Source organism: Rhodococcus sp. NPDC059969 (assembly GCF_042738325.1).
GTDB lineage: Bacteria > Actinomycetota > Actinomycetes > Mycobacteriales > Mycobacteriaceae > Rhodococcus_F.
The window spans coordinates 1-23,702 of sequence record NZ_JBHWUF010000004.1 but is presented as its reverse complement, the minus strand read 5'-3'; the positions used below and the strand labels follow the sequence as shown (position 1 = coordinate 23,702).

20 protein-coding genes and 2 tRNA genes are annotated in these 23,702 nt (G+C 62.7%); 14 read left to right on the top strand and 8 right to left on the bottom strand.

Annotated elements, in window-relative coordinates; all coding sequences use genetic code 11:
• Nucleotides 1-31: 31 nt before the first annotated feature.
• Entirely contained in the window at nucleotides 32-1,078 is a 1,047-nt protein-coding gene (locus tag ACFWAD_RS13860; RefSeq protein ID WP_378544653.1) for an NAD(P)-dependent alcohol dehydrogenase, read from the bottom strand.
• Nucleotides 1,079-1,138: 60 nt separating this feature from the next.
• Complete coding sequence (locus tag ACFWAD_RS13855) at nucleotides 1,139-2,269, bottom strand: PQQ-dependent sugar dehydrogenase (RefSeq protein ID WP_378545333.1); 1,131 nt, start codon at nucleotides 2,267-2,269, stop codon at nucleotides 1,139-1,141.
• A gap of 90 nt (nucleotides 2,270-2,359) precedes the next feature.
• Between ACFWAD_RS13855 and ACFWAD_RS13850 the strand changes: the two genes are divergently transcribed.
• Nucleotides 2,360-3,187: a DoxX family protein gene (locus ACFWAD_RS13850; RefSeq protein ID WP_378544650.1), complete on the top strand. Its 828-nt coding sequence runs from the start codon at nucleotides 2,360-2,362 to the stop codon at nucleotides 3,185-3,187.
• Between the two features lie 65 nt (nucleotides 3,188-3,252).
• On the opposite strand, the gene ACFWAD_RS13845 is transcribed toward ACFWAD_RS13850, so the two are convergent.
• The 3 genes from ACFWAD_RS13845 to ACFWAD_RS13835 all read right to left on the bottom strand — a co-directional run bounded on the left by ACFWAD_RS13845 (nucleotide 3,253) and on the right by ACFWAD_RS13835 (nucleotide 7,902).
• On the bottom strand, nucleotides 3,253-4,788 hold the full coding sequence (locus ACFWAD_RS13845; protein ID WP_378533850.1) for an amino acid permease: 1,536 nt from the start codon (nucleotides 4,786-4,788) through the stop codon (nucleotides 3,253-3,255).
• A gap of 666 nt (nucleotides 4,789-5,454) precedes the next feature.
• A complete protein-coding gene (gene ilvD, locus ACFWAD_RS13840; RefSeq protein ID WP_378544647.1) occupies nucleotides 5,455-7,296 on the bottom strand; it encodes a dihydroxy-acid dehydratase in 1,842 nt (613 codons plus the stop codon).
• Nucleotides 7,297-7,368: 72 nt separating this feature from the next.
• Nucleotides 7,369-7,902, bottom strand: a complete 534-nt coding sequence (locus ACFWAD_RS13835) for a PH domain-containing protein (protein WP_378450054.1) — start codon at nucleotides 7,900-7,902, stop codon at nucleotides 7,369-7,371.
• A 265-nt stretch (nucleotides 7,903-8,167) separates the two neighbouring features.
• Between ACFWAD_RS13835 and ACFWAD_RS13830 the strand changes: the two genes are divergently transcribed.
• The 10 genes from ACFWAD_RS13830 to ACFWAD_RS13785 all read left to right on the top strand — a co-directional run bounded on the left by ACFWAD_RS13830 (nucleotide 8,168) and on the right by ACFWAD_RS13785 (nucleotide 18,950).
• Entirely contained in the window at nucleotides 8,168-10,108 is a 1,941-nt protein-coding gene (locus tag ACFWAD_RS13830; RefSeq protein ID WP_378450048.1) for an acetolactate synthase large subunit, read from the top strand.
• The gene (gene ilvN, locus ACFWAD_RS13825) at nucleotides 10,105-10,608 is read left to right on the top strand and encodes an acetolactate synthase small subunit (RefSeq protein WP_003944718.1); all 504 of its coding nucleotides are present in this window, start codon (nucleotides 10,105-10,107) and stop codon (nucleotides 10,606-10,608) included. The genes ACFWAD_RS13830 and ilvN overlap by 4 nt, the downstream gene beginning before the upstream one ends.
• Nucleotides 10,609-10,661: 53 nt before the next feature.
• Nucleotides 10,662-11,663 (top strand): ketol-acid reductoisomerase, encoded by a 1,002-nt coding sequence (gene ilvC, locus ACFWAD_RS13820; protein WP_030535412.1) that lies wholly within the window; start codon nucleotides 10,662-10,664, stop codon nucleotides 11,661-11,663.
• Nucleotides 11,664-11,913: 250 nt separating this feature from the next.
• Entirely contained in the window at nucleotides 11,914-13,506 is a 1,593-nt protein-coding gene (serA, locus tag ACFWAD_RS13815) for a phosphoglycerate dehydrogenase (protein ID WP_378450047.1), read from the top strand.
• Between the two features lie 75 nt (nucleotides 13,507-13,581).
• Complete coding sequence (locus tag ACFWAD_RS13810) at nucleotides 13,582-14,595, top strand: 3-isopropylmalate dehydrogenase (protein WP_003944691.1); 1,014 nt, start codon at nucleotides 13,582-13,584, stop codon at nucleotides 14,593-14,595.
• A gap of 84 nt (nucleotides 14,596-14,679) precedes the next feature.
• The gene (locus ACFWAD_RS13805; RefSeq protein ID WP_230812824.1) at nucleotides 14,680-15,453 is read left to right on the top strand and encodes a fumarylacetoacetate hydrolase family protein; all 774 of its coding nucleotides are present in this window, start codon (nucleotides 14,680-14,682) and stop codon (nucleotides 15,451-15,453) included.
• A 390-nt stretch (nucleotides 15,454-15,843) separates the two neighbouring features.
• Nucleotides 15,844-17,004: an alkane 1-monooxygenase gene (locus tag ACFWAD_RS13800; RefSeq protein ID WP_378450046.1), complete on the top strand. Its 1,161-nt coding sequence runs from the start codon at nucleotides 15,844-15,846 to the stop codon at nucleotides 17,002-17,004.
• Nucleotides 17,005-17,077: 73 nt separating this feature from the next.
• On the top strand, nucleotides 17,078-18,553 hold the full coding sequence (gene gltX, locus ACFWAD_RS13795) for a glutamate--tRNA ligase (protein ID WP_378544644.1): 1,476 nt from the start codon (nucleotides 17,078-17,080) through the stop codon (nucleotides 18,551-18,553).
• 156 nt (nucleotides 18,554-18,709) lie between these two features.
• Nucleotides 18,710-18,781, top strand: a tRNA-Gln gene (locus tag ACFWAD_RS13790).
• A gap of 96 nt (nucleotides 18,782-18,877) precedes the next feature.
• Nucleotides 18,878-18,950 (top strand) — tRNA-Glu (locus tag ACFWAD_RS13785).
• Nucleotides 18,951-19,084: 134 nt separating this feature from the next.
• Here ACFWAD_RS13785 and ACFWAD_RS13780 read toward each other — a convergent pair.
• The 3 genes from ACFWAD_RS13780 to ACFWAD_RS13770 form a co-directional block, all read right to left on the bottom strand.
• Complete coding sequence (locus ACFWAD_RS13780; protein ID WP_007729345.1) at nucleotides 19,085-19,282, bottom strand: DUF5302 domain-containing protein; 198 nt, start codon at nucleotides 19,280-19,282, stop codon at nucleotides 19,085-19,087.
• 74 nt (nucleotides 19,283-19,356) lie between these two features.
• Nucleotides 19,357-19,869 (bottom strand): pyridoxamine 5'-phosphate oxidase family protein, encoded by a 513-nt coding sequence (locus ACFWAD_RS13775; protein WP_378544641.1) that lies wholly within the window; start codon nucleotides 19,867-19,869, stop codon nucleotides 19,357-19,359.
• A 55-nt stretch (nucleotides 19,870-19,924) separates the two neighbouring features.
• Nucleotides 19,925-20,626, bottom strand: coding sequence for an IclR family transcriptional regulator (locus ACFWAD_RS13770; RefSeq protein WP_007729342.1), 702 nt, complete (start codon nucleotides 20,624-20,626; stop codon nucleotides 19,925-19,927).
• Nucleotides 20,627-20,844: 218 nt separating this feature from the next.
• Between ACFWAD_RS13770 and leuC the strand changes: the two genes are divergently transcribed.
• The 3 genes from leuC to ACFWAD_RS13755 form a co-directional block, all read left to right on the top strand.
• On the top strand, nucleotides 20,845-22,266 hold the full coding sequence (gene leuC / locus ACFWAD_RS13765) for a 3-isopropylmalate dehydratase large subunit (protein ID WP_317555338.1): 1,422 nt from the start codon (nucleotides 20,845-20,847) through the stop codon (nucleotides 22,264-22,266).
• A 28-nt stretch (nucleotides 22,267-22,294) separates the two neighbouring features.
• Entirely contained in the window at nucleotides 22,295-22,903 is a 609-nt protein-coding gene (gene leuD, locus ACFWAD_RS13760) for a 3-isopropylmalate dehydratase small subunit (RefSeq protein WP_230812838.1), read from the top strand.
• Nucleotides 22,904-23,060: 157 nt separating this feature from the next.
• Nucleotides 23,061-23,702: HU family DNA-binding protein (locus tag ACFWAD_RS13755; RefSeq protein ID WP_378544638.1), on the top strand; the 642-nt coding region annotated here is incomplete at its 3' end.

The following is a 23,702-nucleotide window of genomic DNA, read 5'->3' as shown; positions in this document are numbered from 1 at the left end:
TTTTACCGCTGTCGATCTGGATACTGTCGATCTACAGACCAGGGACCACAACCGCGCGGCCGCTGAGCGTTCCGGCGGCCAGTCGTCGATACGCTTCGGCTCCGTTGTCGAGGCTGAAGGTCTCCACCGCTATGTCGAAGATGCCGGCGTGGGCGAGGTCGATCAATTCGATCAATTCGTTGCGGGCACCCCAGTAAGGAACGGTCACCGAAGCCTCGTAAGGACTTTGGAAGAACCCGACCTTGGCATGCGCCTGCCCATCGCCGATCCCGACGATGGTGACGTCGGATCCGACGCCGGCGACAGCCATCGCGGTGTCGATGGTGGGCTGGTAGCCGACGAAGTCGAGAACCAGTGCGGCGCCCTGACTTCCGGTGATCTTGCGGACGTTCTCGGCCGCATCCTTGTCGGAGAGCACCACTTCGTGGGCGCCGACCTTGGTTGCCAGTTCGAGCTTGTCCGCGCTCACGTCGAGTGCGATGACCGTGGCTGCCGAGAGGTGGCGGAGGAGCTGAATGGCGACGTGGCCGAGACCACCGGTGCCGATGACAACCGCGTACGAGCCTCCGCGAAGTTTCGGCAGAGAACGCTTTATCGCGTGATAGGGCGTCAGGCCGGCGTCGGTCAGTGGCACTGTCTTGATCGGGTCGAGGTCGCCGATCGGGACGAGATGGCGAGGTGAGTCGACGATCATGAACTCGGCCAACGCGCCGGGGGCGCCGAGACCGGGAGGATTGATGCCGAGTTCTTTTGCGCGAGAACAGTAGTTCTCCAGTCCCTGCGAGCAGTGCCAGCAGTTGCCGCAACCCCAAGGCCCGTAGACGACGACATTGGTTCCGATGTCGAGTCCCTCGACACCCTCGCCGACGGCGGCGACCCGGCCGGCGCCTTCGTGACCGAGAGTAAGCGGAAGGCCGTAGGTGTACTGCTCTTCGGGCAGGCTCATGATGAAGTCGTCCGAGTGGCAGACGCCGGCCGCCGTGACTTCCAGGAGCACTTCACCGGGACCGGGCGCGGGTTTGGGAATCTCCGTGAGTTCGGGCTCTGCGCCGATTCTCGTGTACTGGATTGCCTTCATTCCGACTCCTTTGTCGTGGTTGGCCAACCGGTCCTGGAAGTGCGTATGGAAATCAGAGGCTCAGTCGATCCCGCCACTGCCACTCGGCATGGGGATCTTGACCACCTTGTCGTCGTTCGGCCCCGGCTCGCCCGCAGTCTTGTTGATCGTGCTCGCCCACATCAAACCGTCGGATCCGAGTGCCAAACCGCCCAGTTGGCCGTACGTGTCTTTCGCCACTGCCGACGGCGCGGTCGTGACGGCACCTGTTCCTGGATCTGCGGCCAGCGCCGAGATCGCTTTGCCGGCCCCCAGCGCGACAGCTACCACTCCCTGCGCCGCAATGCACCCTCCGACGCCGGGTCGGTCAGGCCACGTCCAAGCGGGGGACGTCACCGTTCCGTCGGAGCCGACACGTTGGAGGCGATCCTCGAGAGTGGTTCGGTCGGTCACCCACGTCGCGATACCCGGATCCACACAGACGCCGCCGCCGTTCCCGATTCCGGACAGAACAACTTCCGGGCGAGGCGGCGCTGCGGTGGGCGTCAACGATCGGACTCGCAACAATTTCCCCGCCAACGAGCCGGGATCCTGAGCAACCGCAGGGTTTCCGGTATCGCCCGTCAGGACCATGAGCTGGTCCGGGGCCGCGAACTCCAGTGACCCGCCGTTGCCACTCGCGCCGCGTGGAATTCCACCGAGGACTTCCTTTGCGGTGTCGCCCGGAGCGATGCGGACCACCCGGTTGTCGGTACCGGTGGTGACGTAGGCATAGATCAGATTGTCTTCGACAAATGTGGGGGAGAGGGCGATGTCGAGCAGTCCGCCGTCGCCGCTACCGTCGACGTCGATCTTGGCAACCTCGACGGGCGTCGTGTTGGGCGCTACCTGCATGATTCGACCGGTCCGACGTTCGGCGACCAACCCCGAGTTCCCGTCCGGGAGTGTGACGAGCCCACCCGTGGTGTCGAGACAGGTTGCGATCACGGCAGTGTCGGCGTCCTGACAGGGGCCGAGAGGGCCGGTACGTGGCGCCGGCGGCGTGGTCGAGGGCGGCGGATTCTCGGGCTGCACTTCGGCGCTGGCCTGGTTGGTCGGCTCGGGTGTGAACGGCGAGGCAGTCGATTCGTCGAAGTCGGCGCAACCTGCGAGCAACGATGTCCCGAGCACCAGAGCCAGTGCGCCCAGCGCTGCATGCCTACCCGTAGTCATGCCCAAGACGTTACGTAACCCACGGCCGATGCCGCCACGCCGGACCAAGGTTCCCCGTCGAGTTCGTGAATCGGTCATAGGCTCACCTACGTGACTGACGAGCGAAAAGATCCCAGCGAGTTGTCGGATGCGGACAAGCCGACGGGCAATGTGTCCAGTCCGTATGATTCGCCCACCGAACAATTTCCGACGGTGAGCGCCAAAAACCCGTTGCCGCGTACCGACGACGATCTTGACTTCGGTTCCACGAACGCCAACTCCCTCACCGAACAGATACCGACGTATCGCGCACCGGGCGCGGATCAACCGACGGTGGCTCTCGAGCGTGAGACGGCGTACGACGCTCCGATCGCCGCTGTCCCCACCGCCGAAGCGGTGGCAGGTACAACGGAGGCTCCGCGGAGTCGAGGCACTCTCGACCTCGGCTTGCTTGCCTTGCGGTTGGCCGTCGGTGGAACTGCGTTGGTGCACGGTCTGCAGAAGTTGACCGGTATCTGGAACGGGCCGGGTCTGGGCGGGTTCGAGACGATGCTGGCGGATGCCGGGTTCCAGCAGGCGAAGTGGATGGCGATACTCGGCGCCGTCGGTGAGGTCGCGGGTGGCGCGCTCCTCATCCTCGGGTTGCTGACTCCCGTTGCGGCAGCGTCGGTTCTGGCCGTGATGATCAACGCGTGGGCGCTGCGTCAGGCGAGCGCCCCGGGTCTCGAGTACTTCGCCCCGGCCGGTACCGAATACGAGATGCTGCTGGGAATCTGCGCCGGCGTCATCATCTTGACGGGTCCTGGCCGAATCGCACTGGATGGTCGTCGGGGCTGGGCCACCCGCCCGTTTGTCGGGTCACTCGTGGTCTTGATTCTCGGCATCGCTGCCGGCGTCTGCACTTGGATCTTCCTGAACGGTGCCAATCCGCTCATCTGAAATTCGCACAACCAAAACGAACCGCCGCCTTCCGAATCGGAAGGCGGCGGTTCGTTTGTGACAGATCAGTCCTTGACGAGTACCGGATCGGCATTCGCAGACGGGATGGCCGTTCCGTCCTTGAGCTTGCGACCGAGGACCGACTTGCGGTGTCCGTACGCGAAGTACACGAGCACACCGATGGCCATCCAGACGAGGAAGCGGATCCAGGTCTCGACCGAGAGGTTGAGCATCAGCCAACCGCAGGCGAGCACGGCGACGATCGGAACGAACGGAACCAGCGGGACGCGGAATCCGCGCGGCAGGTCGGGGCGGGTGCGGCGCAGGACGATAACGCCGACGCAGACCAGGACGAACGCGAAGAGCGTGCCGATGTTGACCATTTCTTCGAGCGTGCCCATGGGGAAGAAGGCTGCCAGGACGGCGACGATGCCGCCGACGATCAGCGTGATGCGCAGTGGGATGCCCTTGGCGTTGGTCTTGGCCAGGCTGCGCGGCATGAGGCCGTCACGGGACATGGCGAACAGGACGCGGGTCTGGCCGAGCATCATGACCATGACGACTGTTGTCAGGCCGGCCAGGCCACCGAAGTTGATGGCCGTCTGTGCCCAACCGATTCCGTTTGCCTCGAATGCGGTGGCAAGGGTGGCGCTGGAATCGCCGACCAGCGGGCTGCCGTCCTTGAGTTCGGTGTACTTGACCATGCCGGTGAGGACGAGTGTGACGGCAACGTAGAGCACGGTGACGATGGCGAGCGAGCCGAAGATTCCGCGCGGCAACGACTTCTGCGGGTTCTTGGTTTCCTCGGCCGTGGTCGCAACCACGTCGAATCCGATGAATGCGAAGAACACCAGGCTGGCGGCGGCGAGCAATCCGTATGCGCCGTAGCTGCTTCCACCGGCGCCGGTCAGCCAGGAGAACAATGTCTGGTGGATTCCGCTGGCAGAGCTCTCGGCCCCCTCGGACGGCGGGATGAAGGGGGAGTAGTTCTCCTTTTTGATGTAGAACGCGCCGACGACGATGACGAGCAGTACTACCGCGATCTTGATTGCGGTGATGACTGCGGAGACTCGCGAGGAAACCTTGGTGCCGATCGCGAGGATCAGCGTGATCGCTCCGATGATGAGCAGTGCGCCCCAGTCGAAGCTGATCGATCCGATGTGCGCGGTGGTACTGCCGCTGGCACCGATGACGTTGCCGAGATAGAGCGACCAACCCTTGCCGACGACAGCGGAGGCGAGTGCGAACTCGAGGATGAGGTCCCAGCCGATGATCCAGGCCGCGAACTCACCGAACGTCGCGTAGGAGAACGTGTATGCGCTGCCGGCGACCGGAACAGTGGAGGCGAACTCCGCGTAACACAGTGCGGCAAGGCCACAGGCAATGGCAGCGAGAACGAATGCCAGTGAAATGGAGGGTCCTGCGACATTGCCTGCGGTTCGAGCAGTGAGCGTGAAGATGCCTGCGCCGATGACGACGGCGACTCCGAATACCGTGAGGTCCTTCGCGGTCAATTCCTTCTTGAGCTTTGTCTCAGGCTCGTCGGTGTCCGCGATCGATTGCTCGACGGATTTGGTGCGCCATATGCCGACTCCGGGCATGTATTGCTCCTTGGTTGTTTCCTCGTCGACCTTGTGGGTGACGGGCGGTGGCTGACTGTCGTCGTTGTGATGTGCGTCTCAGCGACCTGATGAGGGAACCACTGGTGAGCGCCGTGTGCAAGTCAGCTCGCTCGAACTGACCGAAATGATCACCTGACTGAAAGTCATCCCCCCTCATGTATCTGAATTGATCAGCTGGTGTCTGGAACCCTACGTCCAAGTGAATTCGCTCACGAGCCGGACGCGCGATTCGGTCTGAAATGTCTGATAGCTCATATCGTTCCGTTGGTGCTCCGCGTGTCGCCCGGTTATTCGGTACCTGTCGGTCGGTCTTGCTCTCGATGAGTTGCATCAACCCAACTGGTTTCACCTCGCCGGAGCAACACCGCGTACCTGGATGCACTCGAGCGTCAATCAGGTGTCGTGGCAGAGTGTGTCGGCGACGGGATGATCGGATTGGGTTGTGGTTCAGGCTCATACACCACCGAAGGGGTATGGCGTGTTCGGACGCGGTCGGTCCCGCGTTCTTCTCCGACAGCGTCAGGCGTGACATGGCGAACTCCGAGGCGAGATGAACCCGACTCTGTCGCGAGCCGCACGCACACTGACAGAAAAAATCCCCGGCCGAAAAGCGGCCGGGGATCTTTTCTCGATTCTTGGCAGAACTTACGGAACGTAGCGAACCGCGCCCTTGTCGGCGGACGTTGCCAGAGCGGCGTAGGCGCGCAGCGCTGTCGTCACGGTGCGCTGACGATCGACCGGCTGCCACGGGCGCTCCGAGGTCTCCATCTTGGCGCGTCGCTCGGCGAGGACGTCGTCCTCGACAAGGATCTCCAGCGTGCGAGAGGCGACGTCGATGCGAACCTGATCGCCGTTCTGGACGAGTCCGATGACTCCGCCTGCGGCAGCCTCGGGGGAGATGTGGCCGATGGACAGCCCGGAGGTTCCGCCCGAGAAACGACCGTCGGTGATCAGTGCGCATTCCTTACCGAGGCCCGCGCCCTTGAGGAAGGCGGTGGGATGCAGCATTTCCTGCATGCCGGGTCCGCCCTTGGGGCCCTCGTAGCGCACGACGAGAACGTCGCCGGCCTTGATCTTCTTCTGCAGGATGACCGAGACGGCTTCTTCCTGAGATTCGACGACCAGCGCCGGGCCCTGGAAGGAGAACAGTTCCTCGTCGATGCCGGCTGTCTTGAGGATTGCGCCGTCGAGTGCGATGTTGCCGCGCAGGACAACCAAGCCGCCTTCGACGGTGTAGGCGTTCGCGACGTCGCGGATGCAGCCGCCGGCCGCATCCGTGTCGAGGGCAGACCAACGGTTGTCCGTGGAGAACGGTTCGATGGTGCGCACGCCGCCGGGAGCCGCGTGGAACAGCTCGATGGCCTCGTCGGTTGCTTTGCCGGAGCGGATGTCCCAGTCGTCGAGCCACTGATCGAAGCTCTTGGTGTGCACGGTGGAGACGTCGGTTTCGAGGAGTCCGCCGCGGCGAAGCTCACCGAGCAGTGCGGGGATTCCGCCGGCGCGGTGGACGTCTTCCATGTGATAGTCCGAGTTGGGGGAGACCTTGGACAGGCACGGCACCTTGCGGCTGATCGTGTCGATGGTGTCGAGGTCGAAATCGACCTCGCCTTCCTGCGCCGCAGCCAGCGTGTGCAGGACGGTGTTGGTGGAACCGCCCATGGCGACGTCGAGAGCCATTGCGTTGCGGAACGCTGCCGGGGTCGCGATGTTGCGCGGCAGAACCGACTCGTCGCCGTCGCGGTAGTACTTGAGTGCAGCCTCGACCACTGTGGTGCCCGCACGAGAGAAGAGTGCGTGACGCGCTTTGTGAGTTGCCAGCGTGGAGCCGTTGCCCGGCAATGCGAGACCGAGGGCTTCGGTCAGGCAGTTCATGGAGTTGGCGGTGAACATGCCGGAGCAGGACCCGCACGTCGGGCACGCGCTGCGCTCGACCTCGTCGAGGCCTTCGTCGGACACGGCATCGTTGGCAGAGGCGGAGATCGCGGTGATGAGGTCGGTGGGGGCTTGGGCTACGCCGCCGACGACCACTGCCTTACCAGCCTCCATCGGACCGCCGGAGACGAAGACGGTCGGGATGTTCAGACGCATCGCGGCATTGAGCATGCCGGGAGTGATCTTGTCGCAGTTGGAGATACACACCAGTGCGTCGGCCGTGTGGGCGTTTGCCATGTACTCGACCGAGTCGGCGATGATCTCGCGGCTCGGGAGTGAGTAGAGCATTCCACCGTGGCCCATTGCGATGCCGTCGTCGACTGCGATGGTGTGGAACTCACGAGCGACGCCGCCGGCTGCACTGATGGCCTCGGCAACGATCTCGCCCACGTTCTTGAGATGCACGTGGCCGGGTACGAACTGGGTGTACGAGTTCGCTACGGCGACGATCGGCTTGCCGAAGTCGGAATCCGTCATTCCTGTGGCGCGCCACAGGGATCGGGCTCCGGCAGCATTACGTCCGATGGTGGTGGTGCGTGACCTCAACGGGGGCATGGGCGTGTTCCTTATGTGATCGTTGCTGGTCCACTCAAATAGAAGCGAGGGCCTTTCAACGCTACTCGCGTGCTATTGGCGCTTCTCTTCGGGCTGGACCGAACCGTTGTCGGCGTTGTCGGACTCGACCTCGGCTTCTGCTTCGGCTTCTGCCGCTGCGTCTTCCTCTTCGGCTTCCTTGGCGGCGAAGGCTTCTGCGGCCGATGCATAGGGATCAGTGATGCGGCCGCCGCTGGCGATCGCGATCTCGGGAAGCCTGACGAAGCTGACCGCAGGCAAGGTCACCTCGGTTCCGTCGGTGAGTTCTGCGCGCGCCCAGCTGCGCTTCGGGAAGCGGAAACCCTTGACGTCGTCCCAGGCGAGGGTGCGCTTGGAGAACGTCGAGCGGACCTCGAGACCGTCAGGGCTGACGGTGGTGCGCAGTCGCGCGACGAGATAGACGGCGATGATCGGAAGGATCAGCAACCAGCTGAAGGCGACGGGCCACCCGAAGATCGGGAAGCTGACCGCGAACAGAAGGAACGCGCACGCCATGTAAGCGAGCTGCGAAATGCGGATGACGTGCCGAAGTGGTTTCGGCGTGTGGGATGATTGAGCCGGTGGCACGGGCTGCTGCGAAGTTGACACCTCTACATCTTCGCATTGCAGCCGATGTATCTCAGATTCTGGGACGGTCGACTCACCAAGTTTGCCGTTCGCGACTAGCGCCTCTACTGTCGAGTGCGTGAAACAGAATGAGTTGCTCGTAATCGGCCGGCGCGTCGTCGCCTGAGTCGATTTTTCAACTCACCAGATAACGACGCGCCACCCTCGCTCAGCAGATGCTGACGGGGGTTTTTTGTTGCCCGGAGCCAAATCAGAGGATTTCCCAGTGAGCGCACCAACAGCACGGCCTCAACCAACGCCGCGCAAGTCAGGGACACCGAGCCCGACAACCGCGGCTGCCGCAACCCAGACGGCCAACCGTCGCCAGCTCCCGCCTGAGCGGGTAACCGGCGCGCAGTCTGTGGTTCGAGCCCTCGAAGAGCTCGAGGTCGACACGGTATTCGGTATTCCCGGCGGTGCCGTGCTCCCGGTTTACGACCCACTCTTCGATTCGGTCAAGGTCCGCCACGTGCTCGTGCGCCACGAGCAGGGTGCAGGCCACGCTGCCACCGGTTACGCCCAGGCGACCGGCAAGGTCGGCGTGTGCATGGCTACCTCGGGTCCCGGTGCGACCAACCTGGTCACGCCGCTGGCCGACGCGCAGATGGACTCCGTTCCGATCGTCGCGATCACCGGACAGGTGGCGCGCTCGCTGATCGGTACCGACGGCTTCCAGGAAGCCGACATCTCAGGCATCACGATGCCGGTCACCAAGCACAACTTCCTGATCACCGACGCGATCGACATCCCGCGAATCATGGCCGAGGCGTTCTACCTCGCGGCGAGTGGTCGCCCCGGCGCCGTCCTGGTCGATATCCCGAAGGACATCCTGCAGTCGCAGACCACGTTCTCGTGGCCGCCGGAGATGCGTCTGCCGGGATACCGCCCGGTCACCAAGCCGCACGGCAAGCAGGTACGTGAAGCTGCACGTCTGATCGCCGACGCCAAGTCACCGGTGCTGTACGTCGGTGGCGGCGTCATCAAGTCCGACTCCTCGCCGGAGCTGCTCGAATTGGCCGAGCTGACCGGAATCCCCGTCGTCACCACACTGATGGCCCGCGGCGCGTTCCCGGACAGCCACGACCTCAACTGCGGTATGCCCGGTATGCACGGCACCGTTGCCGCGGTCGCCGCTCTGCAGCGCAGCGATCTCCTGATCACCCTCGGCGCGCGTTTCGACGACCGCGTCACCGGTCAACTGAATTCCTTTGCGCCCGATGCCAAGGTCATCCACGCTGACATCGATCCGGCCGAGATCGGCAAGAACCGCTACGCGGACGTCCCGATCGTGGGCGACTGCAAAGAGGTCATCACCGAACTCATCGAGGCGATCCGTGCCGACATGGCCACGGGTACCACGTTCGACCTCACCGTGTGGTGGGCGTACCTGAACGACATCCGTCGTACGTACCCGCTGAGCTACGACCGCCCCACCGACGGTCAGCTGAGTCCGGAGTACGTCATCCAGACCGTCGGCAAGCTCGCCGGACCGGATGCCATCTACTGTGCCGGCGTCGGCCAGCACCAGATGTGGGCTGCGCAGTTCGTCGGTTACGAGAAGCCCCGCACGTGGCTCAACTCGGGTGGACTCGGCACCATGGGCTACGCGGTTCCCGCAGCCATGGGCGCCAAGATGGGCATGCCTGACACCGAGGTGTGGGCGATCGACGGTGACGGCTGCTTCCAGATGACCAATCAGGAACTCGCAACCTGCGCACTCGAAGGTATTCCGATCAAGGTTGCCCTGATCAACAACGGCAACCTCGGCATGGTGCGTCAGTGGCAGACACTCTTCTACGAAGAGCGCTACTCCAACACCAACCTCGGAACGCACGGCGCCATCCGCATCCCGGACTTCGTCAAGCTCGCAGAAGCATTGGGCTGCCACGGAATTCGTGTCGAGCGCGAAGAAGACGTCGAAGCTGCGATCCGTGAGGCGCAGTCCATCAACGACAAGCCTGTCGTGATCGACTTCATCGTCACCGCCGACGCACAGGTGTGGCCGATGGTCGCTGCCGGAACGAGCAACGACGAAATCATGGCGGCCCGGGGCATCCGGCCGCTGTTCGACGACGACGAGGCAGTTGCCGAGCCCGCCGTCATCCACGAAGCCATGTCACGCGAGCAAGCCGGACCCGCCGCGGGCACAGGGGAGGATCAGAAGTGAGCACCAGTCACACCCTCAGTGTTCTCGTCGAGGACAAGCCAGGCGTGCTGGCTCGCGTCTCCGCACTTTTCTCCCGCCGCGGATTCAACATCGAATCCCTTGCGGTGGGCGGAACCGAGATCCCCGAGATCTCACGTATGACCATCGTCGTCACGGTCGACGAGTTCCCTCTCGAGCAGGTGACGAAGCAGCTCAACAAGCTGATCAACGTCATCAAGATCGTCGAGCAGGACGGTGAAGCATCCGTCGCTCGCGAGCTCGTGCTCATCAAGGTGCGCGCAGATGCAAGCGTGCGCACGCAGGTCATCGAAACGGTGAACCTGTTCCGCGCCAAGGTGATCGACGTCTCCCCGGAGTCCGTCACCATCGAGGCGACCGGTACTCGGTCCAAGCTGGATGCACTGCTGCGGATGCTTGATCCGTACGGTATCCGGGAGATCGTTCAGTCCGGGGTCGTGGCAGTCGGTCGAGGGCCGAAGTCGATCACGGCCACCCGCTAGTACTTTTAGACACGTAAAAATCCAAGGAGAGGTTGAGAACTGTGGCAGTCGAGATGTTCTACGACGACGATGCCGATCTGTCGATCATTCAGGGCCGCAAGGTTGCTGTGATCGGCTACGGAAGCCAGGGCCACGCCCATTCGTTGAGCCTGCGTGACTCGGGCGTCGATGTGCGCATCGGCCTCAAGGAAGGCTCGAAGTCCCGTGAAAAGGCTGAAGAGCAGGGGCTGACGGTCGGTACGCCGGCCGAGGTTTCCGAGTGGGCCGACGTCATCATGGTGCTCGCACCTGACACCGCTCAGGCGAGCATTTTCACCAACGACATCGAGCCGAACCTCAAGGACGGCGACGCGCTGTTCTTCGGTCACGGCCTGAACATTCACTTCGACCTGATCAAGGCTCCGGAGTTCGTCACCGTCGGCATGGTCGCGCCCAAGGGACCCGGCCACCTGGTGCGTCGTCAGTTCGTCGACGGCAAGGGCGTTCCCGCGCTCATCGCCATCGACCAGGATCCCAAGGGTGAGGGCCAGGCTCTCGCTCTGTCCTACGCCAAGGGCATCGGTGGAACGCGCGCAGGCGTCATCAAGACCACGTTCAAGGAAGAGACCGAGACGGACCTCTTCGGCGAGCAGGCCGTGCTGTGCGGCGGCACCGAGGAACTGGTCAAGACCGGTTTCGAGGTCATGGTCGAGGCCGGCTACGCACCCGAGATGGCGTACTTCGAGGTTCTGCACGAGCTCAAGCTCATCGTCGACCTCATGTACGAGGGTGGCATCGCCCGCATGAACTACTCGGTGTCCGACACCGCTGAGTTCGGTGGATACCTCTCCGGCCCGCGCGTCATCGACGCCGACACCAAGGAGCGCATGAAGGCGATCCTGGCCGACATCCAGTCCGGCGAGTTCACCCGTCGTCTGGTTGCCAACGTCGAGAACGGCAACACCGAGCTCGAGGGCCTGCGCAAGGCCAACGCCGAGCACCCCATCGAGGTCACCGGCAAGAAGCTGCGCGACCTGATGAGCTGGGTCGATCGTCCGATCACCGAAACCGCGTAATTCGCAGTTTCACGCTCTACGTCTCCACTGGCCTGATGTCGCGCCGGTTCAATTCCGTTGAACCAGCACGGCATTGGGCCGGAGTCGTTTTCCGGGTCGGCTGAGTCCGGATTCATATTCCATCGAGAATTTGCCCGCGCAAGTGTCCACTATGTGGTATTGCCTACCGCGTTGTGGATTCGAAGTCAGCGCGCACTAAACTATCGGTGGTTAAACCACCTTCACACCCACCTAATCAGGGAGTTTGCACGTGAGCCAGCCTGGCCGTCCCGTTGTTCTGATCGCCGACAAGCTCGCGCCGTCCACAGTCGAGGCGCTCGGTGACGGTGTGGAGGTGCGTTGGGTCGACGGACCCGACCGCCCGGCGCTGCTCGCCGCGGTACCCGAGGCCGACGCGATTCTCGTCCGTTCCGCCACCACCGTCGACGCCGAGGTTCTGGCTGCCGGCACCAAGCTGAAGATCATCGGCCGCGCCGGTGTCGGCCTGGACAACGTCGAGATCCCCGCAGCCACCGAGCGCGGCGTGATGGTCGTCAACGCACCGACCTCCAACATTCACTCCGCTGCCGAGCACGCTGTCGCGCTCCTCATGTCGACCGCTCGCCAGATTCCCGCAGCAGACAAGACCCTGCGTGAGAACACCTGGAAGCGAAGCAAGTTCAACGGTGTCGAGATCCTCGGCAAGACCGTCGGTGTCGTCGGACTCGGCCGCATCGGCCAGCTCTTCGCGCAGCGTCTCGCTGCGTTCGAGACCACGATCATCGCGTACGACCCCTACCTGCCCGCAGCGCGCGCAGCGCAGCTCGGCATCGAACTGGTCACCATCGACGAGCTCGTCGAGCGCGCCGACTTCATCTCCGTGCACCTGCCCAAGACCAAGGAAACGGCCGGCCTGATCAACGCCGAGCGTCTCGCCAAGGCCAAGGACGGCGTCATCATCGTCAACGCCGCCCGCGGTGGTCTGATCGACGAAGATGCGCTCTACGACGCACTGGTCTCCGGCAAGGTTCGCGGCGCCGGTCTCGACGTGTTCAGCACCGAGCCGTGCACCGATTCCAAGCTGTTCGGTCTCGACAACGTCGTTGTCACCCCGCACCTCGGTGCATCGACGTCCGAGGCTCAGGACCGCGCAGGCATCGACGTCGCGAAGAGTGTTCTCCTCGCTCTGGCAGGCGAATTCGTTCCCGAGGCCGTCAACGTCTCCGGTGGCCCCGTCGGCGAAGAAGTTGCTCCGTGGCTCGAGCTCGTCCGCAAGCTGGGTCTCCTCGCTGCGACGCTGTCGCCCGAGGCAGTTCAGACCGTGCAGGTTGTCGCCACCGGCGAGCTGTCGGCCGAAACCGTCGACATCCTCGGCCTGGCTGCACTGCGCGGCGTGTTCTCCGCCAGCAGCGACGAGGCTGTCACGTTCGTCAACGCTCCGGCACTTGCCGAGCAGCGCGGCGTGACCGTGTCGGTCGAGAAGCACTCAGAGGCTCTTGCTCACCGCAGTGCGGTCGAGGTTCGTGCGGTTGCCGCCGACGGCACGGTCACGTCGGTCACGGGCGCACTCACCGGCCTGCAGCAGGTCGAGAAGATCGTCAACATCAACGGACGCAGCTTCGACCTGCGCGCCGAGGGCCACAACATCGTCGTTCACTACAGCGATCGTCCGGGCGTTCTCGGTGTGCTCGGCACGGTTCTCGGTAACGCGGGCGTCGATATTCTCGCCGCAGCGTTGAGCCAGGACGCCGAGGGCGAAGGCGCAACGGTCATCCTGCGCGTCGATCGCGTCGTCGGTGACACCGAGGTCGAGGCAATCGTCTCGCAGCTCGACGCTCGCGTCGCCCAGGTCGACCTTTCCTGATTTGTTTTTGCTGTGCGCCTTTATTAACCGCCCGCGGTTAATAAAGGCGCACAGTTCTACTGAGATGAGGACTCCATGAAGCTTGCGGTCATTCCGGGTGACGGAATCGGCGTCGAGGTCACAGCCGAAGCGCTCAAGGTGCTCGGCAAGTTGGTTCCGGATCTGGAAACCACCGAATACGATCTCGGTGCCCGTCGCTACAACGCCACCGGCGAGTTGCTTCCGGCCGACGAGCTGGACCAGATTCGTCAGCACGACGCAATCCTGTTGGGCGCCATCGGGGATCCGCGGATCGTCGCACCCGGCATCCTCGAGCGTGGACTGCTGCTGAACATGCGTTTCCAGCTCGATCATCACGTGAATCTTCGCCCCGCACAGCTGTATCCGGGTGCTTTGTCGCCGTTGGCGGCTCAGCCGGAGATCGATTTCGTCGTGGTTCGTGAAGGAACCGAGGGTCCGTACACCGGAAACGGTGGAGCGATCCGCGTCGGTACCGATCACGAGATCGCGACCGAGGTGTCGATCAACACCTGGTTCGGTGCCGAGCGCGTGGTGCGTTACGCATTTGCCTTGGCGCAGACCCGGTCCAAGCACCTCACCTTGATTCACAAGACCAACGTGCTCTCCAACGCGGGCGCGATCTGGACGCGTGCAATCGAGACCGTCGGCGCCGAGTTCCCGGACGTCGAAACCGCGTATTGCCACATCGACGCGGCCACGATCTACATGGTCACCGACCCCTCGCGCTTCGACGTGATCGTCACGGACAACCTCTTCGGTGACATCATCACCGACCTCGCCGGCGCGGTGACCGGTGGAATCGGTTTGGCCGCAAGCGGAAACATCGACGCGTCGGGTACCAATCCGTCGATGTTCGAGCCGGTGCACGGTAGTGCTCCCGATATTGCAGGCAAGGGGATCGCCGACCCCACTGCCGCGATCCTGTCCGCTGCACTGCTCCTTCGTCACCTCGGTCGCGAAGACGACGCCGCTCGGGTCGAGGCAGTAGTTGCCGCGGACCTGGCAACGCGAGGCGAAGGCCCCATCTCCACCACGGAGATCGGTGACCGGATCACCGCAGCACTGTAGGGATTCTTCCAACGAGACTGACGCGCGTAAGCCTTTCGGCTTGCGCGCGTCAGGCGTATCCGGCACCCGGATAGACTTGCGTTCATGCGTCTTGGTCGAATTGCCAGTCCCGATGGTGTTGCGTTCGTCAGTATCGAAGGTGAAGAGGATGCCCTCGTCGCCAAGGAGATCGCGGAGCACCCGTTCGGGAATCCCACATTTACCGGCCGAAGTTGGCCACTCGCCGATGTTCGCCTTCTCGCCCCGATTCTGGCGAGCAAGGTGATCTGCATCGGTAAGAACTACGCCGACCACATTGCCGAGATGGGCGGCGAAGCTCCCGCGGATCCCGTGATCTTCCTCAAGCCCAATACGTCCATCGTCGGTCCGGGTGCCCCGATCGTCTTGCCTCCCACCTCCAACGAGGTGCACTTCGAGGGTGAACTCGCGATAGTCATCGGTCAGCCGTGTAAGGACGTTCCCGCGGCGAAGGCGTTGAGCGTGGTCCTCGGCTACACGATCGCCAACGACGTGTCGGCGCGAGATCATCAGCGTCACGACGGGCAGTGGACGCGTGCGAAGGGGCACGACACGTTCTGCCCACTCGGACCCTGGATCGAAACCAGCCTCGACGCGTCCGACGTGGACATCAAGACCGAGGTGAACGGTCAGGTCAAGCAGGACAGCAGCACGGCTTTCCTCCTCCACGACATTCCGAAGATCATCGAGTGGATCTCGGCGGTGATGACCCTCCTGCCCGGCGACGTCATCCTCACCGGCACGCCCGCCGGAGTCGGCCCGATCGTCGACGGCGATTCCGTGTCGGTCACGGTCTCGGGGATCGGCACGCTCACGAACCCGGTGACCGCCAAGAGTTGATCTGACCCGATTCGTTCAGTCACACGAAGACGGAGGCCCCATCCTTACCGGATGGGGCCTCCGTCGTGCCGTGAGCTCGCGAGTTGTCCATCGAGAAAAGTTGCAAGATGGTAACTATCGGTTGGAGGGCGGTCTGGATTGCCGCCCCACTCCAGCCGATCGCACTCCGTGACTGACCTGCAGGTTTCATGAGTCAAGCAAAGCTTCGTTAGCTCTGCCCTGGCATTTTGACCGAAATTCCCGGATTGGAGGCCTTCGCCGCGAGGGTTTGCTGCCGCAACCGATATCAGACCAAATTCCCTGAAATGTAACGCTGAGCAGTAGGGTGGCCGATAACTGGATAGAAGCCGATGGGGCAATCGAGTGGATTGCGCAGAAACGTGGTGACAGATGACGACTTTCGCGGAAGCCTCCCGGACGGCGGCTGGGGACGCGCGGAACGGGCAGCGGCCGGTGTGGCGAGACAAGAAGCGCTACCTGTGGCCGTTGGGTTTGCTGGTGCCGCTCAGTCCCTTTGCTGCTTGGTTCCTGGTCGACAAATTCAGCCTGGGGCTCTTCTGGGCTATCGGGGCGTGGCTGATCGTCATCGTCATTCCTCTGATTGATCTTCTGGCAGGCGAGGACGGGAACAGTCCGCCGGACGAAGCGATTCCACATCTGCAGGAGGATCGTTTCTACCGCTGGTGCACATACTTGTTCCTGCCCCTTCAATACGTCGGTCTCGTGTTCGTCGCGTGGTGCTGGGTGAATGCGCCGATGGCTGCGGGGGAGAAGTTCGCTCTCGCGATGACTGCCGGCGTTGTTGCCGGTGTGGGAATCAATGCGGCACATGAACTAGGGCACAAGAGTGAGAAGCTCGAGAAGTGGCTCGCGAAAGTAGCGCTGGCGCAGTCCTTCTACGGTCATTTCTACGTCGAACACAACCATGGTCACCACGTCCGCGTCGCGACGCCGGAGGACCCGGCCAGCTCGCGCTACAAGGAGAACTTCTGGTTCTTCCTGCCTCGCAGTGTCATCGGCGGTCTGCGCTCGGGATGGCGGATCGAAAGCGCTCGACTGAAGCGTCAAGGACGGCGGACCTGGAGTTGGCGGAACAACATCCTGAACGCGTGGGCGATGAGCGTTGTTCTGTTCGGCAGCCTGATCGCGGTGTTCGGGTGGGAAATCGCACCGTGGCTGGCCGTTCAGGCGATTGCAGGATTCACGTTCCTCGAGACCGCAAACTATCTCGAGCATTACGGATTGCTTCGTGCAAAGAGGCCTGACGGCTCGTACGTCCGCTGCTCACCAGAGGACAGTTGGAACAGTGACCACGTGGTCAGCAACCTGTTCCTCTATCAGCTTCAACGCCACAGCGACCATCACGCGAATCCGCGTCTGCGGTACCAGAGCCTGCGCAGTGCGGCCGAAGCGCCGCAACTTCCTGCGGGTTACGCGGTCATGATCGTGTGCGCGTGGGTGCCACCGCTGTGGCGAAAGGTCATGGACAAGCGACTACTCGCCTACTACGACGGTGACATGACGAGAATCAACGTCCTGCCGGGTAGGTGATCGGGGGGATGGAGGAAGGGCTACCGGACTAACCTGTAGTACGACCATCCACCATCGCCGAGCCAAGTGAGCCATGACCAACAGCGAAGTACGCGTCCGTTTCTGCCCGTCACCCACCGGAACCCCGCACGTAGGTTTGGTGCGCACAGCCTTGTTCAACTGGGCATTCGCACGTCACCACGGCGGCACGTTCGTGTTCCGTATCGAAGACACCGATGCGCAGCGCGACAGTGAAGAGTCCTACCAGGCCATCCTCGACGCCCTCCGCTGGTTGGGGCTCAACTGGGACGAGGGCCCGGAGGTCGGCGGGCCGCACGCGCCGTATCGCCAGTCCGAGCGTCGTGACCTGCATCTCGACGTCGTAGCCAAGCTGCTTGCCGCGGGGGAGGCCTACGAGTCGTACTCGACCAACGAAGAAGTGGAAGCGCGGCACAAGGCTGCCGGCCGCGATCCGAAGCTCGGATACGACAATTTCGATCGCGACCTCAGCGAAGAGCAGCGCGCCGCCTACATTGCCGAGGGTCGCAAGCCCGTCGTCCGACTCCGGATGCCCGATCACGATCTGACGTGGAACGATCTGGTTCGCGGCGAGACCACGTTCAAAGCAGGCACCGTCCCGGACTTCGCGTTGACTCGCGGCAACGGTATTCCGCTGTACACGCTGGTCAACCCTGTCGACGACGCGTTGATGAAGATCACCCACGTACTGCGCGGCGAGGACCTGCTGTCCTCGACTCCGCGTCAGCTCGCGTTGTACGAGGCATTGATCCGCATCGGTATTGCCGATTTCACACCGTCGTTCGGGCACCTGCCGTTCGTGATGGGTCAGGGCAACAAGAAGCTTTCCAAGCGCGATCCCGAGTCCAACCTCTTCATTCACCGTGATCGGGGCTTCATCCCCGAGGGACTGCTGAATTATCTGGCTCTGCTCGGGTGGAGCATCGCCGACGATCACGACGTCTTCTCGCTCGACGAGATGGTGGCGGCCTTCGACGTCTCCAAGGTCAACTCCAACCCCGCGCGCTTCGACCAGAAGAAGGCCGACGCGATCAACGCCGAGCACATTCGCTTGCTCGAGCCGGCCGACTTCGCGGCCCGACTGAAGTCGTTCCTGGTGGAGCACGGCCACATCAGTGCCGACGTCGACGAAGCGACGTTCACTGTTGCTGCGGACCTCGTGCAGACGCGCATCGTCGTTCTGTCCGACGCGTGGGATCTGCTGAAGTTCCTGTTCGTCGACGAGGCGTCGTTTGCCCTCGATCCGGCTGCAGCGGCCAAGAACCTGAAGGAAGATGCGGGACCGGTTCTGGACGCATCGCTTGCTGCGCTCGACGCTGTCTCCGAGTGGACGGCGGCAAGCATCGAGGAAGCTCTCAAGAAAGCCCTCATCGAGGATCTGGAGCTCAAGCCGCGTAAGGCCTTCGCCCCGGTGCGAGTGGCGATCACGGGCTCTCACATCAGCCCTCCGCTCTACGAGTCGATGGAATTGCTCGGTCGCGACATCTCTCTCGCGCGGTTGCGAGCAGGTAGGGCAGCCGTAACCGCCTAGATCGGGCGGTCTTCCGGCCGAAAATGAAGCAAAAACCTCCCGTGACCATACGATTTGGTATTTGGGGCAGGGGTACTGGTAATCTTCTTTTCGGCCGGAGACGAGCCGCCGAGCACAACAGCGAAGCGGATCGGGCAAGGCTGGTGAGCAAGACCTTGGGGTATGGTGTAATTGGCAACACAGCGGTTTCTGGTACCGCCATTCTAGGTTCGAGTCCTGGTACCCCAGCGGAAATCCGGTCGATTTTGTGGCCGGACTCAGACAAGCTAAGCTTGCTGAGCATCCAAGAGCAAGACTGAAATACCACGTTTAAAAGCGTGTCCTGGCCCCGTCGTCTAGCGGCCTAGGACGCCGCCCTCTCAAGGCGGTAGCGCGGGTTCGAATCCCGTCGGGGCTACAAAGGAAAGACCCTCCGATCATTGATCGGAGGGTCTTTTCGTGTGTCCGGGAAACCTTCATCGGGTCGCGAAAAGCAATCACCCCCAATCGAATTCGACTGGGGGTGATCGTTATCTCACTCTGTTGTCCGGACTATCCGCTCTTACGACGGAACTCTCGCTTGTGATCGGCTGGGCCGTGCGTGTTGTGGACCTTGGACTGTCCGTCGCGATGGTCGGTCGATTTGGCGTTCTGATGATTCTTCCGTTCGAGGGCCTCACGGAACTTTCGTTTGGTCTCCTCCGATTGGGATTCGGGTTCGGACGGGGTGTTGCTGTCGAGATCGCTCATATGCTCACTCCTTGTTGTTGGGCCTGTTGGTGAAACTACGCCGGCCCGAATTCGAATGCTCGTGATTTATCGGCTCACGAATCTCGGGGCTGCGGCGGCGGTGCGGTAGAGCCGGAAAGAGGCATCGCAGGCATCCCGAGCTTGCCGTGGTCCCACGAACGAGTGCGATCGAGAACGAACCGTACCGCGACGCGTTTGTGGAGCATCGCGTCGACGGCGGGGCGGAGATCGTCGGTGTACGGGCCGGTGTATCGCTCCCAGACGCTGATTCCCACCGCGAAGAGGGCTTCCGGATCCTCGACGATCACTCCGGTGCCTTCCATCGAGACCCCTCGGAGCGTGTCGTACGTCAGGCCGTCTTCGATCAGCACGGACATACGGGCGTCCCGGCGAAGATTGACGGCCTTCTGCGACTTGGCTTTGGTCTCGAACCAGATTTCGCCGTCGACTATCGCGAACCACATCGCGATCAGGTGAGGCATTCCGTCAGCGCTCAACGTCGCCATCGTTGCCGTGCGGCTCTTTTCGACGAAGCTCGAAATTTCGGCCTCGGTCATCGTGATCTGACTACGCTGCTTTCCTGCCATGGTCGCGTCGTACTCCTGCGTGCTCGAGGATCTGAAGACCTTACTGTGTCACGAATTACAGACGCTTGTGGAGCGCTTCGGCAGCTGCGAGAAGGTCGGCCGCCCAGCGCGCTCCCGGTCGCCGACCCATCCGGTCGATGGGGCCGGAGACCGAAATCGCGGCAATGACAGCACCTGCGGAGTCGCGGACGGGAGCCGCGACGCTGGCGACACCAGGCTCACGTTCGGCAGCACTCTGCGCCCAGCCGCGCCGACGCACCTCGAGGAGTACTCGTTCGCCGAACGACGCATCGGCGAGAACGGTCCGTTGGGTTTGTGGATCTGCCCATGCGAGAAGGACCTTGGCGCCGGATCCGGCATTCATCGGGAGCCGAGCCCCGACGAGAACCGTGTCGCGCAAACCTGTCGGCGGCTCCATCGATGCGACGCAGATGCGTTGTGTGCCTTCCCGGCGGTACAGCTGGACGCTTTCGCCGGTGATTTCGCGAAGGCGGGGGAGGATGAGTCCGGCCGCCGCAATGAGTGGATCATTAGCGGTGGCAGCGAGTTCGGCGAGTCCGGGCCCTGGGCACCACTGACCGTCCGAGTCGCGGGTGAGGAGTCGATGGACTTCGAGGCCGACGGCGAGCCTATGGGCGGTTGCGCGCGGCAAACCGGTTCGTGCACAGAGTTCGGTGAGGCTGCACGGTTCCTCAGCTACTGCATGAAGCACGCCCATTGCTTTGTCCAGGACGCCGATGCCGCTATGCTGTCTCATAGGTCGATACCAGTTTCTCGCATAGTGGGATGCTACCGCATTTCCTGGTGAGCAAGCGCATTTCCTGGTGAGCTAGCGCATTTCTTGAAGGGCTAGTGCAGTTCTTGAAGGGCTAGTGCAGTTCCCAGGGGCAGCCTGCATCTCCTGTAGAAGCTGGGGACCTACTTCACGCGCGGCGGGCCAGCCCGTAGTCCGCCGACGCGAGGCTACGTACAGAGGTGGAAGACATGGCACAGAAAGCACGCACTCTCGCCGAGAAGGTGTGGGACGACCACGTTGTCGTGAAAGGGGAGGGGCAGGATCCCGACCTCATCTACATCGATCTCCACCTCGTTCACGAAGTGACGAGCCCGCAGGCATTCGACGGACTTCGCTTGGCCGGACGCCCGTTGCGCCGTCCTGACCTGACGATCGCCACCGAGGATCACAACGTCCCGACGATCGACATCGATAAGCCGATTGCCGATCCCGTGTCCAAGACTCAGGTCGACACCTTGCGCCGAAATTGTGAGGAGTTCGGAGTTCGCTTGCACCGCATGGGCGATCTCGATCAGGGCATCGTGCATGTGGTCGGACCGCAGCTGGGCCTGACTCAGCCCGGAACCACCGTGGTGTGCGGCGACAGTCATACGTCGACGCACGGCGCATTCGGTGCGCTCGCAATGGGAATCGGCACCAGCGAGGTCGAGCACGTGATGGCGACGCAGACATTGTCGTTGCGCCCCTTCAAGACCATGGCGATCACGGTCGACGGCGAGTTGCCTCCCGGTGTCACGAGCAAGGACTTGATCCTCGCCGTCATCGCCAAGATCGGCACCGGCGGCGGCCAGGGCTACGTACTGGAGTACCGCGGCGAGGCCATTCGCAAACTGTCGATGGAAGCTCGTATGACCATCTGCAACATGTCGATCGAAGCCGGAGCGCGCGCCGGCATGATCGCACCGGACGAGACCACTTACGAGTTCATCAAGGGTCGTCCGCACGCACCGTCCGGCGCAGAGTGGGACGAAGCGGTCGCCGCGTGGGAGCTGCTCAAGACCGACGAGGGCGCGGAATTCGACAACGAGGTCCACATCGACGCAAGCGCATTGACGCCTTTCGTCACCTGGGGAACCAATCCGGGACAGGGTGCGCCACTCGGTGACCGTGTGCCCGATCCAGAGCTGATCGTCGACGAGAGCGAGCGTCAGGCAGCTGAGAAGGCGCTCACCTACATGGGTCTCGACGCCGGGATGCCGCTTCGGGATGTTGCTGTCGACACCGTGTTCGTCGGTTCGTGCACCAACGGACGGATCGAAGATCTGCGCGCGGTGGCCGAGGTGCTCGAAGGTCGCCATGTGGCAGAGGGTGTTCGGATGCTCATCGTTCCCGGCTCGATGCGGGTGCGTGCTCAAGCCGAAAGTGAAGGTCTCGGTGAAATCTTCACAGCGGCAGGGGCGGAATGGCGCCAGGCCGGTTGTTCGATGTGCTTGGGAATGAACCCTGACCAGCTTGCTCCCGGCGAGCGTTCGGCATCGACGTCCAACCGGAATTTCGAAGGCCGACAGGGTAAAGGCGGTCGGACCCATCTGGTTTCCCCGCTCGTCGCGGCGGCCACGGCGGTCCGCGGAACGCTCTCGGCACCGGCCGATCTGGTCTGACCCACTTACCTTCTCGAGGAGAAATTCGATGGAATCCTTTACCACGCACAAGGGTATCGGCGTCCCGCTGCGACGCTCGAATGTCGATACCGATCAGATCATCCCTGCCGTGTACCTGAAACGGGTGACGCGCACGGGATTCGAGGACGGGCTGTTTGCAGGCTGGCGTGCCGACCCCAACTTCATTCTCAATCTGGCTCCGTACGACAAGGGAAGCGTTCTCGTTGCCGGTCCCGATTTCGGCACAGGCTCTTCGCGTGAGCATGCCGTGTGGGCTCTCTCCGACTTCGGATTTCGGGTTGTGATCGCTTCGCGGTTCGCCGACATCTTCCGTGGGAACGCCGGAAAAGCCGGTCTCGTAGCGGCACAGGTCGAGCAGAGCGACGTCGAATTGCTGTGGAAGTTGCTCGAAGAGCAGCCCGGACTCGAATTGACAGTAGATCTCGAGAATCGGACTGTGAGTGCCGGAACTACGGTGGTGCCGTTCAATATTGACGACTACACACGGTGGCGTCTGCTGGAGGGGCTGGACGACATCGGACTGACATTGCGGCAGGTAGAAGCGATTTCCGAGTTCGAAAAGTCAAGGCCTTCATGGAAACCGACTACCCTTCCGGCTCGAATTTCGCAGGGCTGAACCGAAATCCGCAACTCCGCGCGGGAAGAGAAATAGGTCACCATTTCGCAGTCACGTTGAATGAGAATTGGCGTGGCACATAGACTCTTGCCGTTATCAGGTTTACCGTGGTTCTCAGTCGGTCCGACGGTGGACCACAATTAGCGGAGGAATTTCAATGAACAAGGCAGAGCTCATCGATGTTCTGACTGAAAAGCTGGGTTCGGACAGGCGCACAGCGACCGACGCAGTGGAGCACGTCGTGGACACCATCGTCCGCGCCGTCCACCGTGGCGAGAGCGTGACCATCACCGGCTTCGGAGTCTTCGAGCAGCGTCGTCGTGCAGCACGTGTTGCACGCAACCCGCGTACGGGCGAGACCGTCAAGGTCAAGCCGACGTCGGTTCCGGCTTTCCGTCCGGGTGCGCAGTTCAAGGCTGTTATCGCTGGTGGACAGAAGCTTCCGGCCACCGGCCCGGCAGTCAAGCGTGGCGTAGCAGCACCGGCCACCAAGGCTGCAGCCAAGAAGGCTGCTGCCAAGAAGACCGCAGCCAAGAAGGCTCCGGCCAAGAAGGCTCCGGTCAAGACCGCAGCCAAGAAGACGGTTGCCGCCAAGGCTCCCGCCAAGAAGGCTCCGGCCAAGACCGCAGCCAAGAAGACGGTTGCCGCCAAGGCTCCCGCCAAGAAGGCTCCGGCCAAGACCGCAGCCAAGAAGACGGTTGCTACCAAGGCTCCCGCCAAGAAGGCTCCGGCCAAGACCGCAGCCAAGAAGACGGTTGCCGCCAAGGCTCCCGCCAAGAAGGCTCCGGCCAAGACCGCA

Coding starts and splice junctions, on each gene's coding strand:
- ACFWAD_RS13860 (WP_378544653.1), bottom strand. CDS start 1,078: ATGAAGGCAATCCAGTACACGAGAATCGGCGCAGAGCCCGAACTCACG.
- ACFWAD_RS13855 (WP_378545333.1), bottom strand. CDS start 2,269: ATGACTACGGGTAGGCATGCAGCGCTGGGCGCACTGGCTCTGGTGCTC.
- ACFWAD_RS13845 (WP_378533850.1), bottom strand. CDS start 4,788: ATGCCCGGAGTCGGCATATGGCGCACCAAATCCGTCGAGCAATCGATC.
- ilvD (WP_378544647.1), bottom strand. CDS start 7,296: ATGCCCCCGTTGAGGTCACGCACCACCACCATCGGACGTAATGCTGCC.
- ilvC (WP_030535412.1), top strand. CDS start 10,662: ATGTTCTACGACGACGATGCCGATCTGTCGATCATTCAGGGCCGCAAG.
- ACFWAD_RS13810 (WP_003944691.1), top strand. CDS start 13,582: ATGAAGCTTGCGGTCATTCCGGGTGACGGAATCGGCGTCGAGGTCACA.
- ACFWAD_RS13805 (WP_230812824.1), top strand. CDS start 14,680: ATGCGTCTTGGTCGAATTGCCAGTCCCGATGGTGTTGCGTTCGTCAGT.
- ACFWAD_RS13800 (WP_378450046.1), top strand. CDS start 15,844: ATGACGACTTTCGCGGAAGCCTCCCGGACGGCGGCTGGGGACGCGCGG.
- gltX (WP_378544644.1), top strand. CDS start 17,078: ATGACCAACAGCGAAGTACGCGTCCGTTTCTGCCCGTCACCCACCGGA.
- ACFWAD_RS13780 (WP_007729345.1), bottom strand. CDS start 19,282: ATGAGCGATCTCGACAGCAACACCCCGTCCGAACCCGAATCCCAATCG.
- ACFWAD_RS13775 (WP_378544641.1), bottom strand. CDS start 19,869: ATGGCAGGAAAGCAGCGTAGTCAGATCACGATGACCGAGGCCGAAATT.
- ACFWAD_RS13770 (WP_007729342.1), bottom strand. CDS start 20,626: ATGAGACAGCATAGCGGCATCGGCGTCCTGGACAAAGCAATGGGCGTG.
- leuD (WP_230812838.1), top strand. CDS start 22,295: ATGGAATCCTTTACCACGCACAAGGGTATCGGCGTCCCGCTGCGACGC.